The sequence below is a fragment of the Candidatus Limnocylindrales bacterium genome, from assembly GCA_035571835.1.
Lineage (GTDB): Bacteria > Desulfobacterota > Binatia > UBA1149 > CAITLU01 > DATNBU01.
In genome coordinates this window covers 61803-75753 of record DATNBU010000025.1, presented here as the reverse complement: position 1 = coordinate 75753, position 13951 = coordinate 61803, and the positions used below count along the sequence as shown (strand labels likewise).

The following is a 13951-nucleotide window of genomic DNA, read 5'->3' as shown; positions in this document are numbered from 1 at the left end:
TTCGGCCGAGACCGAGTGCCGCGCGGCTGCCGGCGTATGCGACGCAGCCGAAAACTGCACCGGTTCGACGGCAACGTGTCCTGGGAACGACTTCGTCACCGGCGGAACCGAGTGTCGCGAGTCGGCCGGCATCTGCGACGTGGCCGAGAGCTGCACCGGATCGACGGCGGGGTGTCCCGGAGACGACTTCGTCACGGGCGGAACCGAGTGCCGTGCGTCGGGCGGCATCTGCGACGTGGCCGAGGACTGCACCGGTTCGACGGCGGAATGTCCTTCAGACGACTTTGTCTCCGTAGACGTCGAGTGCCGCGCGTCGGGCGGTATCTGCGACGTCGCCGAGAACTGCACGGGCGCATCGGCAACCTGCCCCGAGGACGTCTTCGAGAGCGATACGTTTGAGTGCCGGCCTTCGGACAGCGTGTGTGACGCGAGCGAGACCTGCACCGGCACCTCTGCCTCGTGTCCGGAAGACCTGCTGGCTCCGGCAGACACCGTCTGTCGCGAGGCCGTGGGAAGCTGCGACCAGACGGAAACCTGCACCGGTCTGGATCCGGCCTGCCCGCCCGACGGCAACAAGGAAGAGGGCACGGTCTGCCGCGTCGAAGCGGGAAGCTGCGACGTAGCGGAGACCTGCGACGGCGAGAGCGTCGATTGCCCCACCGATGAAATCGTAGCGGCGGAAGTCGAGTGCCGTCCGGCCGCCGGTGCATGCGACACAGCCGAGAGCTGCGACGGTGAGCTCGCCGAATGTCCCGCGGATGCTTTCCAGCCATCGACCGTTCCCTGCCGGAATTCCGGCGGAATATGCGACGTCCCGGAGAACTGCAGCGGCTCGAGCGCCAGCTGTCCGGTGGACGCGTATCAGCCGACCTCGACGATCTGTCGGGCGTCGCTCTCCACGTGCGATGCAGCCGAACGCTGCTCGGGCTCGGACAGCAGTTGTCCCGCAGACGCAGCGGCGCCCAATGGGTCGCCGTGCAACGACGGCGATGCGTGCACGACGGGAGACAGCTGCGTCGGTCTCCAGTGCCGGCCCGGCGGGCCCACCGACTGCGACGACGAAAATCTCTGCACGATCGACTCCTGCGACTCGCAGACGGGCTGTCAGTCCGACCCCGACGTGCGTGACGCAGACTCCTGTTACCAGGCCGCTGGCGGGCGCCTGGTGATCGCCGACAGCAGTTTCGTGCCGAAAGACTCGATTCGCTGGAGCTGGAAGAAAGGAGAGCCGCTGCCTGGGGATGCCTTCGGAGACACGGCGACGACGGCCTATGCGCTATGCATCTTCGACGGTACGGTTGACGGACCGGTTCTCGCAACTTCCGTGTCGGTGCCGGCTGGTGCTCCGTACTGGAGGCCGATCGGTAGCGGTCGCATCAAGTACTCCGACCGCCAGGGAAACAACGACAGTATCAAGTACATCCGCGGGAAGATCTCGCCGATGCCACTGAACTCGAGACTCAGGCTGAAGGTCGGCGGCGCCGACGTGCCGTTTCCTACTCCCGTCGACCAGAGCAAGCGCTTCAATATCGAGCCGTCGCTGATCGTTCAGTTCGTCAACAGCAACGACGCGTGCTGGATGACCGAGTTCACGACCGGAGACACGCTGAAGAATACGCCGCGCAAGTTCAGGGCCCGCTACCACTAAGCCGCGGATCGCAACTCCCGGGGGCGCTCGTCAGAGACGAGCGTCCCCGGGCGTACTTCCTCTGGGCGAAGTCCCCGCATCAGACGGGGATCTCTTCGGCAAGCTTTGCACAGCCGCAGCCGCTCGCTGCAAAGCCCCCTCGACGCGCGCGCGCCGCGAAGTCTGGCGCAGCCTCCTCACCCTGACGCCGGTTATGGCGCGACGCCGCCGGTCACCTTGAAGTTGTCGCCGGTCATCTTGCCGGCGGCGATCGTCATCTGCTCGGAGTACCCGTAGACGCTGAGCGAGAAACGGTTCGAGTTGGTCATGCCCCAGTCGGCGTTGTCGTCGACTCCGTCCGATCCGTCGACGCCGAACGAGCCGTACAGCGTCCAGTCGTATCCGACACTCGGATCGAGATCGCTGTAGAACAGCTTGATCACCTTGGTCGCTGCATCGAACGTGATTCGTACCGCTCCGGTCGTCAGGCCGTCGATGCCGGTCGTATCGACTTCATTGATGAACTCGTTGTCGTGGTACAGCGCGCCGTAGAAGCCGTTGCGGGCGGGCGGGCCGCCGTAACGCGATGCATAGAGCTCGCCGTAGACCTCATCGGAATCGTCGTTCTCCTCGAAGACCGAAATCCCGAAGCTGTTCACCTGGTCGTCGGCGCTGGGCACGGTCAGGTTCTTCAGGTCGATCTGCACCTCCCAGTTCGCGTTGTACGGCATGAAGCTCGCGATCCACGGGCGCGTAACGAAGTCCTCGGTGCTTCCCGTAGCGACGGTGAATTGCAGCGCGTGACCGGTTTCGGTGAGGACGCCGTTGCCGATGATCCCGTCTCCGCCCCACTTCGTGAGATCCTTGCTGTTGTCATTGAAATCGTCGCCGATCGGCACCGTCGAGCACGGGCACTTGAGCTGCGCCGGCTGGCCGACCGACTTGCGGAGGCACAGCAGCGCGTCGCTCGTCGAGGTCGGAAGCGTGCCCTTGGGCGCGCAGATGCACGCCGGCGTGCACGTCAGCGAACCGACGGCGACTTTGAGGATGTAGAGGCAATCGCTAGCCGCCGGTCCCGACCCGTTGCTGGCCGGCTGCGCACAGTCTCCCTTGGCCGCAAATGCGGTTGCCGCCGAGAGCATGCCGGCAACCACGACAGCTGCGACCAGATTCCTTCGAAAATCCATATCTCCTCCTCTTGGATGTCTGCGCGGCGGCGCACGCGCGGAGCGCGCTGGCGCGCGAAAATCAACGCTACCCGTCGATGGTCGAATGTCCGGCGCACTGCGCCGGCAGATCGGTCGAATCTTGGCAGGGATGGGCTCGGGCGCGCAAGCTGCGTTGCGGCATTGATCCTGCCGGTAACCGAAGTCGCCGGTGATCCGGCGGCGATCTTCGCACCTCTAGCGAAGCGCCGGGAGCACGTCCGTCGCGAATCTCGCCATTGCAGCCGTCGCTTCGCCCGCATCTGCGCCCGCCGACGGTCCGATGATCATCAGCTTCGACAGCCCGAGCGCGGCGATCTCGCGCAGGCGCCGGACGCATTCGCCCGTCGGGCCGAGAATCGCGAAACGCTCGGCGAACTCGCGGGTGAGCTGCCTTGTCTGCGGTGCGCCCGACATCGTGTGATGGCGCATGTCGTACGCCTGATGAACGCGCGTCAGCACGTCGCGTTCGCCGTCGCCCGCCGGTCCCTGGACCTTGCCGTGCATGACCGAGAAGCGCGCGAACGATGCGACGCCGCCTTCGGCGAGCCGAAGCGCGGCGCTGGCGTCGGGATGCGCGACGACGTTGAGGTACGCGCCGAGCGCGAGCGTGTCGGGATCGAGACCGGCCGCCGTGCGCGCGGCGCGTGCCGTATCGATCGCCCACTTCAGCCGCTCGATGTCGGCGCCCACCGCAAACGTGATCGAGTCGGCGTGGCGGGCGGCCGCCGCAATCACTTTCGGGCCGGTCGCGGCGACGTCGAGCGAGACCTTGCCATCGCCCGGACGCAGCCAGTGAAGACGGCTGTCCGGCGGCGCTCCGGCAAGACGCAGGGTATCGATGGGGCGATTGTTGCCGGCATGCGAAGCATGATTCAGAAGATGCGAGGCCGCTTCTTCGAGAGGGATTCCTTGGCCGCGCAGATACGACTGCAGGTGCGACAGATAGCGCTCGAAGACCGCCACCGGCGCCGGCGCGAGACCAAGATGCGCAAGAGCCGAATCGCCGCGGCCGATGCCGAGCACGGCGCGCCCGCCGGACTCGGCGTGCACCGCAGCGATGGCCGACGCCGTCACCGCGGGATGCCGCGTAAGCGGATTGGTCACGCCGGTGGCCAGTCGGATGCGCGTCGTCGCGTGCGCGGCGAGCGCGAGCGCCACGTAGCAATCCCCCGCGAGGTTCTGCGAATCGACGACTGCAAAGCCGTCGAATCCGGCGCGCTCGGCGGCCGCCGCGTGGCGGGCCGCGAGCTTCGGAAGGCTGAGCCCGAGAGTCCAGACCTGCAGCGTCACGCTACACCGCGCCGGCCGTCAGGCGGGAAACTCTTCGGCGAGCTTCGCGCGATGCCACGGCCCGTCGCCCCACAGGAACTGACTGTGCTGCTGGCGCTTCACCCACAGATGCACGTCGCATTCCCACGTGAACCCGATCCCGCCGTGCAGCTGAATCGAACGGCCCGAGACGAACTGCGCAGCGTCGGAGGCGGCCGCCTTTGCCATGCGCGCGACGCGCAGCGCCTGGGCCGGATCGTGATCGACGGCGCACGCTGCCGCATAGACGAGCGACTTCGCGCGATCGATGTCGATCATCATGTTGACGATCGGATGCTTGACGGCCTGGAAGAATCCGATCGCATGGTCGAACTGCTTGCGCGTGCGCGCGTACTCAGCAGTCGTCTGCAGCTGCCATTCGCCGGCGCCGCAGATGTCGGCAGCCACGAGAGTCAGGATCGACGGTAGCGCGGCGGCAATCGCGTGATCGGCCGAACCGGGCGCAGCCAGAACGTCGGCGGCCTTCACGTCGACGTTCTTGAGCGCGAGGCTCGCCTGGTCGCGCGTGAGATCGGTGATCCGGTCGGGCTCGATCACAAGGCCCGGCGCATCGGCGGCAACGCGCGCGAGCAATGTCCCGCCGTCCGCACGTGCAGCGACGAGGAAGAAGCCGCTCTTTCGCGCATCCTGGACGAAGCGTGCCGTGCCGCTCAGCGCGAATCCGCTACCCGAAGCATTGGCGACGACGTCGGAGTCGGCCGTCTCCCACGACACGGCTTCGCCGAGCGTCGCAAGCGCGGCGGCGCTTCCTCCGGCGATGGTCGTGAGCGCAGCCCGAGCAGCTTCGCTGTTGCACGCCTTGAGGACTTCGGTCGCGCACAGCGTCGTGACGAGCGGCGACGGCAGCGCCGCGCGGCCGGCTTCTTCGCATACCGCCGCGAGCGCGACCAGCGGCAGGCCGACGCCGCCTTGTTCTTCGGCAATGCCGAGGCCGGTCCAGCCGAGCTCGACGGCGTCGCGCCAGAGCTTTTCGTCCCACGCGGCCGGCTGCACGTCCGATTCGTAAGCGGCCTTCTCGTCGCGTGCCACGAGCGTGCGAAGCTTGTCCACCGGCACGCGGTCCTTGAGGAAGCGGCTCGCCTGATCGCGAACCATCTGCTCGTCGCTGCCGAATCCGAAATTCTTTGGCTGTGCCATCGCCGCTGCCTACTTCGACTTCGCCATGCCGAGCACGCGCTCGCCAAGGATGTTGCGCTGGATCTCGTTGCTGCCGGCCGCGATCGTGAAGCCGTACGAGTTCAGATACGCGAGCGGCCACTGGCCGCCGTCGGGCGCGCGCCGGTCGCCGAGGTAGAGGCTCGACCACGCGCCTTCGATCTCGAGCGCGGTTGCCGCGATGTCCTGGATGAGCTCGCTCGTGAGAACCTTCTGCTGCAGCGGCAGCCGCAGCGGATCGCTGCACAGACCTTCGACGCGTGCGCGGCGCGAAGTCTGCCGGAGGCCCTCCGCGCGGACCGCAAGCTGCATGACCTTGTCGCGCACCACCGGATCGTCCCATGCGGTTTTTCCGCCGGGTCGCCGCACGCCGCGCGCAAGCTCGACCAGATGGCGCACGCGCTCGTCGAGCGACATGCCGCCGCCCGAGCCTGCGCCTTCGGCCGCGCCGCGCTCGTACGTGAGCGTCGTCATCGCCACGGTCCAGCCTTTGCCGACTTCGTCCAGGCGCAGCGTGTCGGGCACGGCCACGTCCTCGAACAGCACTTCGTTGAAGCCGGTCTCGCCGGTGATCTTGATGAGCGGGCGTACCGTCACGCCGCGCGCGCCGGCGATCGGGGCGATGTAGTACGTAAGACCCTTGTACTTGTCGTCCGAGCTCGTGCGCGCGAGCAGGATCATGAAGCTCGCGAAATGCGCGAGGCTCGTCCAGACCTTGTGACCGTTGATGATCCAGTTGTCGCCGTCGCGCACCGCCGAAGTCTGCACGTTGGCGAGATCGCTGCCCGCGCCCGGCTCGGAGAATCCCTGGCACCAGATTTCGTCCGACGACAGCAGCGGCGGAAGATAGCGGCGCTTCTGCTCTTCGGTGCCGTGCACGAGGATCGTCGGCGCCGCCATGCCGAGGCCGATCACGTTGAGCATGTACGGTACGCCGGCGCGCCCCATCTCCTGCGTCGCGATCTGCTGGAATCCCTTGTGCCCGTGTCCGCCGTATTCCTTCGGATAGTCGCTGCCGACGAGGCCGGCGGCGTGGCATTTTTTCTGCCAGTCGTGAAGGTAGCGGAACTGGTTCTCGGTCATGACCTCGATGGCCGACAGCGGCAGGCGGAACGACGGCGGCTTCGGCCGGTTCTCGTCGAGCCAGCGGCGGCAGTACTCACGGAATTCGGATTGCTCGGCGGTATCGACTCGGTCGGCCATGGATTCCTCCGCGCAGCGCGTGCCGCTGCGCCCTCGAAGCTGTCGTAGCGACTAACTATCCGACGCTGCAAGCTTGGCAAGCTTGCCGATGCGCCAGCGCACGATCGGCCGCAGCGCCCGCGCCAGCGGACGGCGCCAGCCCATGAGCGCCGCCGTTTCGCGCACGATGTCCTGGAAACCGTAGCGCTGGTACCGGAGCAGGCGCTGGCTTTCCTCGCTGTCGAGCCAGTCGGTGCAGTACGGTTTGGTCGAAAACCACTGCGGCGGCAGCGCGCCGATGCCCATCGCATCGAGGAAAGCCGACAGGTACTGGCCGTACGTGACCTGACAGAGCGCACCGCCGCCGATGTTGAGGACTCGGCCCCACACCTCCTCGCAGTCGACCGCCGTCGCGACCGCGAGTCCCGCGTCGCGGGGATGGATCACTTCGAAGCGCTGCGCGAGCGGGATCGTGAACATGATCGGGTGCGGGTCGCGGATCGCGATCGGAGGCACGTCGGCGAAACGGAACATCGACCACACGAGGCCCGACTCGCGCACGAGCTGCTCGCATTCGACTTTGTGCTGCGTGTAGATGTCGGTTGCCTGCACGGGATCGTCCGTGCGCCGCGGCGGCTCGAGATGGCTCGTGTGGCCGTACACGTCGAGGCTTGACGCGAACAGCAGCCGCGGGGTCTTTCCGGTCTTCTCGCCGGCGCGGCGCACGGCTTCGATCACGTTGCGCGTGCCGTCGACGTTGATCGACCGCGACGTCTCCGGCTGCTCGAGACAAAGCGGAGGAATGACGTACGCGAGATGCACGACGACATCCTGGCCTTCCACGGCCGTGAGCATGTCGGCGCGGCTGCGAACGTCGCCGCGGACGATCTCGATGCGGCCTGCGAATTTGTCCGCCACTTTGCGGTCCCGCTCCGGATCGAGGCTGATGCCGCGCACGCGGTGTCCTTTTTTGAGCAGCGCGGCGACCGCATTGCTACCGATGTTGCCGAATGCTCCGGTGACGACGACGTTCATCGGCGTCCTCCGTACGACGGCGTCCGCAGAGGCTGCAGGTCCGGCTCGACAAAACGGGCCTCACTCGACACAGCGGATCCTTCCAACAGTAGCATAGGGTAAACTAGTTGCTGCCTTAGTGACGGACGATCGCACCGGTCGATAGGGGCGAATCGTCCCACGTAGAACTGCGTGATGATTCGTAGTTCGTGGGGCCTACGAGTCCTGAGGATCCGACAATACGGATTCGAGAATATCCCGTTCTTCCATAGGTAACGCATGTAGAGCTGGTTGATCCCCGCGCTCCAGATACGCGACGGCCGCCTTTAGAATGCGCATCGATATCTGCATCTCCTCGTCGGATCCGCATGCATTCTCCCACACTCCCAACCACCGAGAAGGCAAATCGGGTTCAGACCCACGCTCGCGGAGTTGGGAGATTGAACGTACGAGTCCGACGCCCAAGGCGGATAAACGATTGTGCTTCCGGAAGGCCTCTACGAGGGGTCGAACTAAGCGATTCCATTGCTCAACGTCGTGCGTCCGTCGGAGCAAATATCGGAGGAAACCCATGTCAGCGGACGACGCATCGATTGTCGTTAGCCGCACCACCGCGTCTTCTAGAAGAGAAGGTAGTTGCGCGACCTTCAGTGACAGCGCTAGTTCTAAGGCCTTTCCGAACAACGCGTTCGCTACTTTTTCAGCAAGAAATGGTTCGGGTCGATTTCCAAACCGTTCGATAACTTCGCTATACGTGGCGATCGCCTCGTCAGATCGATTCAATAGAGCGAGCGAAGCAGCCTTGGAACCTAGCCCACTGGCGACAATATCGACCATTGACGGCTCTGAGCGGTTGCCAAACTTTCCCACTACGTCATCAAAGATTGATATCGACTCACTCAAGCGCCCCACCGCCGAGAGTGCTCTGCCTTTATTAAGTAGCGCTTGGGCAACGGGCTCCAACACTCCGGGTTCAGAACTCCCCGCGAATCGCTCTATGATCTGGTCATAGACCCGCATAGCATCGGCGGGGCGTTTCATAGAACGCAGCGCGATTGCCTTACTGTACAACACCCGAGCATACCTCGATGCGGATGTATGCTCAGGCCGATCTGCGTACAGTGCTAAGTATTCGTCGTATACTTGAACCGCATCGTCAAAACGCCCCTGCGAACCCATTATACTGGCCTTATTTACGAGCGCCCGCTCGACTGCCTGTCTTAACGGCAGCTCGGAGCGGCTGGCAAATGCTCGCATGACGTCGTCGTAGGCATCAAGAGCTTCGTCGAGGCGCATCAGTAGCTGGAGAGTGATTCCCTTGTGCAGCATTGCCCTGGCGACCGGCTCCGCGACTGCAATTTCCTGCCGATGTACGTATTTGCGAATGACATCGTCATAAACTCCGATCTCTTCTTGGGAACGCCCCATTTCCCCAAGGAGGATGGCTTTGTTTACGAGTATCTTCGCGAGTGGTTCGGAAAGATCTAAATTCTGGTGATGCGCGAAACGTCGGATCGCTTCGTCGTAGGCCGAAAGTGCATCGTCGAGATGCTCTGTAGCTGCAAGGGCAATGCCTTTCCCTAAGCGAGCGCGAGCCTCCTTTTCTGAAAGATTCGGATGGCGCTCCAACCACGGAATCACTTGGTCGTAATTTTTGATCTCTTCCTGCCGACGACCTGCGACCGCAAGGACCATTGATTTACCAAGAAGGGCTTCGCCGACGTGCTCAATAATTGCGGCTTCGCTCGAATCCTCAAATCGGTGGATAATCTCATCGAATGTGACAGCTGCATCGTCGTTGCGTTTGAGCGAAGCAAGCGTTAACGCCTTATTAACCAGGGCCCTTGCCACTGCCTCGGCAAGGGCAGGTTCTGGCCTACCTGAGAACCTTTCAATGACGTTATCGTACAATTCGATCTCTTCGTTGTCGCGACCCGAGAAACCAAGAATATGTGCTTTACAGATTAGCGCTCTTGCCACTTGAACAAGAAGTTGGAGCTCAGACCTCTGACCAAATCGGCTTAGAACTTCGTCGTACTCGCGAACTGCTTCCGCCAAACGCTCGCGTGAATACAACGATATCCCCTTGTGCAGGAGTGCGCGCGCTACGGGTTCCGCCAGTCGCACGTCCGACATGTCCCCCGGCTGTGCTATCACTTGGTCGTACGCCGCGACCTCGTCTACGTGATGCCCCAGTTGGCCTAGGGTCGCGGCTTTGTTTACCAGTGCAACAGCTACTCGACCGGCGAGTTCCGGCTCGGAGCGTCCCTTGTACAGTCGAATGAGTTGGTCGTAAGCTTCGATCTCGCTGATCGACTCTCCGATCTCAGAAAGCGTAACCGCCTTCCTAAACAGAGCCTCTGCAACCTGCACATCGAGCGGGAATTGCAATGACTTGGAATATCGTCGAACGACCTCATCGTAGACAGCGATCTCATCGTGGGGCTTATTCGCAGCAGCAAGCAGTCCCCCCTTACTTATGAATGCCCTTGCTGCAGATTCGGCAAGCGCAACTTCAGCGCGACATCCAAAACGGCTGATAACCTCATCATAGATTGCCACCGCTGTAGTATCGTTACTCGCAGCTAGTGCCACAGCCTTTCTGAGGAGTGCAGTCGCCACCAACTCGTCGTCGGCACCCTTCATACAAATCACGCGATCATAGTCTTCTACGGTGCCGCTGACCTCCAGAAGCTCCGCGGCCACTCCTACCGCACGAAGTGTCTCTCCAGCGTCCACGAGTTTATCAAAATCCGCCCTGCACGCCTTACGTATCGCATCGTCTCCGTCTCGACGCTTTAGCTCGAGCGCAGCTTCAACATATTGCTTCTCGTTCAAGTCATCGATCGTACTCAGCCGGCGGGCAAGCTCGCGTTCGGAATACCAAAGGCGCAAGAACTCTACGATCAATCGAACTGGCGCACCTCGAAGCTTTTTCACCTCTAACGTCAAACGCAGCAACGGCTCACGCAACTCGTAGTACGATGCCCGACCGTGCGGTGAGGATCTGACGTACCCTTGCTCATCAAGTTTACGCAGCTGACTAGACGCTGTCTGCGATGTTATGAAGTTGTCCTTGGCAAGCTGGCTGACAGTGACGGCGCCGCGACGCTCGCACAAATATTCAACTATTTTCCGTTGCTGAGGCGTTAGCCAAGCCATTCGGCCCTGATAATAGGGCGTCAGATCATCGAGGGTGTGAAGCAATGGCTTGACGAGTTGATCGAGAGAAGCGGCGGATAAGAACTGTGAGAAAATTACGTACACCCGTGGATTTCCGGCGGCGAGATGATGCACTGCTCTCATCCTCGCTCGGCCCAGAGGCGTTGAAAGCATGCGACCCAGTTCAGCATTGCCGTGATGTTCGGCGATACGAGCAACTAGGGAGATCGCGCTTTCGAGCGTCAGCTCGTCGAGCTGGTAAACGTCAAAAAACCCATAGAAAGGCTGATCGCGATTGGTTACGCCATCAAACAAACTCTGCGCGGTACCCAGGATGGTAAAGACCGGATGATTCTGAATTAAAGCGCGAAATTGATACTGACCATTCGCTTCAAGGCCACGGAAAATCTCATCGAGATTTTCCGCGACGATCAGCACAGGACGCTCACTTGCGACATCAACCAAGACGCTCTCAGCTTGGTCTCGAGCTTCGGCCTCATCTCGACTCTCTCGAATGCGTTTCTCCTCTGCCTCAAGCTCGTCGAGACCTTCTCCTTCGCGAAGGGCACGCAGCGTGACCAGAAGGAGATCAAGGTACGAGGCTACGCCATACTCTTCTTCACGTAACCAAGCGATTCGCAGTTTTTTTCGTAGCTCGTCGTCATTACGTATTCGGTGAACGAGTAATGAGACGAGATGAGTTTTGCCGATACCACGTGGACCCGTCACCAAGAAGTAGTGCTTATTGTCGGTTAGAGCGCTCTCACGCACGCCCATCACAATTGTTTCTGCTAACTTTGAGCGCTGAACAAACATCTGCTCAAGCGCCTCAGGCGGAAGAAGGCTAGGAGTAAAGCGAGATAAGAAAGTCCCGTTCATGCAAGAGACCGATGAAGCTTCCACCACTGGCGAATAAGAGAGAACCGAAACTCATAGCCTAAAGTGCTGCCCTCGCGTCGTAGGTAGTGGTCCCGCTGTAGTAGGTCCAGAAGCCTGCGAAGCGCCTCATCATCGCCATCGATTACATTGCCGACGAAAGATGCTGCCTGAGACGGCCGTTTGAGAGTTGATCTGATGTGCCGAGATAGCACGGCCAGGGGCACAGGCTCCTCACATACGGCTACGTGGTCAAGAATGGCCAACACAACTGGAAGCTTGTCGGCCCCGTAACGCTCATCGAGCCGCGCGCGGAAGTGCTCAAGGTGCCAAATATCGTGCGCATCCATCAGCGCCTCCCTGACGACGCGGAGCGCGAGTTCCTCGGTGGCAACGTCTCCCAAGTCCCGCATGCGAGCCACGATGTGATGAATATAAAACGGGATATGGTCCGCCTGATCGCTCACGACCCTAGCGCTTGACGCCAAGTCACCGCACTCCAAGCCTTCGCCGAGTATAAGGGCACGCGCTAGGTCGCATCCGTCTTGCGGACTCAGCGGCGTGATTTCCATCGTGCGCATGTCATTCGTCGCATCGTTAAGATGCCCTTCATCCCGAAGTCGTGTGAGGACGTGATGCAATCCGACGGACCCGGTGAAAATCATGCGCAAGTTCGAGTGAGCTTGCCGTAGCGACCTGAGGCAATCGAGTATCTCCATCGCCGTTTCCTCGCCGGAGGTTCGGCGGACATTGTCGAGCATCAGCGGTAGTTCGTCCCATGTGAATACATAGGTCGTGGTGGGAGCGTCCTCCGTAAGCGTCCCGACTGCCGACTCGAGGAGAGTTTTCCAGTGCCGCGCAATCTCCGGAGGGAACTTAAGGACCCCGCCAACTTCAGCCCCGGCCAACTGAGTGAGGAGTCGCCGAATTTTAAGCATCGCGGCGCTCGTCGGACCGGTACTGGCTTCAACATCTCTCGCCACCGATTCGGCAAATTCGAGCGGTGTACTGATCCCTTCAACGTCCCGATAAATTAGGCGCATTCCGCTCGGGGTTTCGGCGCGCATCTTCTTAACGGTTGTCGTTTTTCCAATGCGTCTTTCCGCCACCATGACGACGCTCTGATTGCGGATCGTCTCCCATAGCCTTTTTACCAATTGTCCCCGGCCCACCGCGTACTCGGGGGCGATCTCACCCCCCGGGTTTGCCCTCATTGGCTTCAAATCACCCATTGAAGATACACCTCGCGAGGCATACTAGATTAATCCTGACGTACGTCAAGCTTGACGTACGTCTATTTCGCTTCTTTTAGGGGTCGAACGCGCCACGCCGATGCGCCAACTAGCTATGCAACAGAATGTCGCCGGGCCTCGCGACCTTCATTGCGCTCCTCTTGAGCACACGTTCGCAAAGCCTGTACCTACGGAAGCCTGGCCGAACCGCTCCGTCGCGTCGATGAGCGCGCTGCGGATGCCGGCCTCGGTCATCGAGTGCCCGGCATCCGGCACCACGACCAGCTCCGCCGCGGGCCACGCGCGCGACAGATCCCAAGCCGACCGCATCGGGCAGACGACGTCATAGCGCCCCTGCACGATGACGCCCGGGATGTGGCGAATCTTCCTCGTATCGCGAAGCAGCTGGTCGTCGCGGCGAAGAAAGCCGCGGTTGATGAAGTAGTGCGCCTCGATGCGCGCGAACGCGTCGGCAAAGCGTGCTCGCCGGTAGGACTTGAGGAACTCCTCGTCGACGATGAGCTTGCTCGTCGCAGCCTCCCACAAAGTCCATGCGCGCGCCGCTTTCCGTCGCGTCGCAGCGTTGCTGCTGACGAGACGCTTATAATAGGCGGCAATGAGATTGCCTCGCTCGCGAACCGGGATCGGCTCGAGGTACTTCTCCCACTCCTCCGGAAAGAGGTGGCTTGCGCCTTCCTGGTAGAACCAGTGAAGCTCGCTCTGCCGGAGCAGGAATATCCCGCGGAGAATCAGCTCCGTGCAGCGCTGTGGATTTTTTTCCGCGTACGCGAGTGCGAGCGTGCTGCCCCAGCTTCCGCCGAACACGCACCAGCGCTCGATCTCGAGATGGATGCGGAGTTTTTCGATGTCCTCGACGAGATCCCATGTCGTGTTCTCGCGAAGCTCCGCGTGCGGCCGGCTTCTGCCGCAGCCTCGCTGGTCGAAAAGAATCACGCGCCATTTCTTCGGGTGAAAGTAGCGCGCGTAGTCGGGCCGAATGCCGCCGCCCGGACCTCCGTGCAGGAAGACGACCGGTTTTCCGTGAGGCGTGCCGTACTCCTCGAAGTGAAGATTGTGCAGATCAGAGACCTGCAGGCGGCCGCTCCTGTACGGCGGGGTCGCGGGAAAAAGCTCGAGAGCGCGCGAAGATCGACGACTCATGAAAC

At 62.0% G+C, this 13951-nt stretch carries 9 protein-coding genes; 1 reads left to right on the top strand and 8 read right to left on the bottom strand.

Annotation, left to right across the window (positions count from 1 at the left end; all coding sequences use genetic code 11):
- On the top strand, positions 1-1648 hold a 1648-nt coding region (locus tag VN634_10490), incomplete at its 5' end, for a hypothetical protein (GenBank protein ID HXC51301.1).
- A 191-nt stretch (positions 1649-1839) separates the two neighbouring features.
- Here the strand turns inward: VN634_10490 and VN634_10485 are convergent.
- The 8 genes from VN634_10485 to pip form a co-directional block, all read right to left on the bottom strand.
- Positions 1840-2814, bottom strand: coding sequence for a hypothetical protein (locus VN634_10485; protein HXC51300.1), 975 nt, complete (start codon positions 2812-2814; stop codon positions 1840-1842).
- A gap of 216 nt (positions 2815-3030) precedes the next feature.
- Complete coding sequence (locus VN634_10480) at positions 3031-4125, bottom strand: LLM class flavin-dependent oxidoreductase (protein ID HXC51299.1); 1095 nt, start codon at positions 4123-4125, stop codon at positions 3031-3033.
- A gap of 18 nt (positions 4126-4143) precedes the next feature.
- Positions 4144-5301: an acyl-CoA dehydrogenase family protein gene (locus VN634_10475; GenBank protein HXC51298.1), complete on the bottom strand. Its 1158-nt coding sequence runs from the start codon at positions 5299-5301 to the stop codon at positions 4144-4146.
- Positions 5302-5310: 9 nt separating this feature from the next.
- The gene (locus tag VN634_10470) at positions 5311-6522 is read right to left on the bottom strand and encodes an acyl-CoA dehydrogenase family protein (protein HXC51297.1); all 1212 of its coding nucleotides are present in this window, start codon (positions 6520-6522) and stop codon (positions 5311-5313) included.
- Between the two features lie 51 nt (positions 6523-6573).
- Positions 6574-7536, bottom strand: a complete 963-nt coding sequence (locus VN634_10465; protein HXC51296.1) for an NAD(P)-dependent oxidoreductase — start codon at positions 7534-7536, stop codon at positions 6574-6576.
- Between the two features lie 195 nt (positions 7537-7731).
- On the bottom strand, positions 7732-11556 hold the full coding sequence (locus tag VN634_10460) for a tetratricopeptide repeat protein (protein HXC51295.1): 3825 nt from the start codon (positions 11554-11556) through the stop codon (positions 7732-7734).
- Positions 11553-12785 carry a hypothetical protein gene (locus VN634_10455; protein HXC51294.1) on the bottom strand — a complete coding sequence of 411 codons (1233 nt, stop codon included), beginning with the start codon at positions 12783-12785 and terminating at the stop codon, positions 11553-11555. Before VN634_10455 ends, VN634_10460 begins: the two co-directional genes overlap by 4 nt.
- Before the next feature lie 147 nt (positions 12786-12932).
- Positions 12933-13946, bottom strand: coding sequence for a prolyl aminopeptidase (gene pip / locus VN634_10450; GenBank protein HXC51293.1), 1014 nt, complete (start codon positions 13944-13946; stop codon positions 12933-12935).
- Positions 13947-13951: the final 5 nt, after the last annotated feature.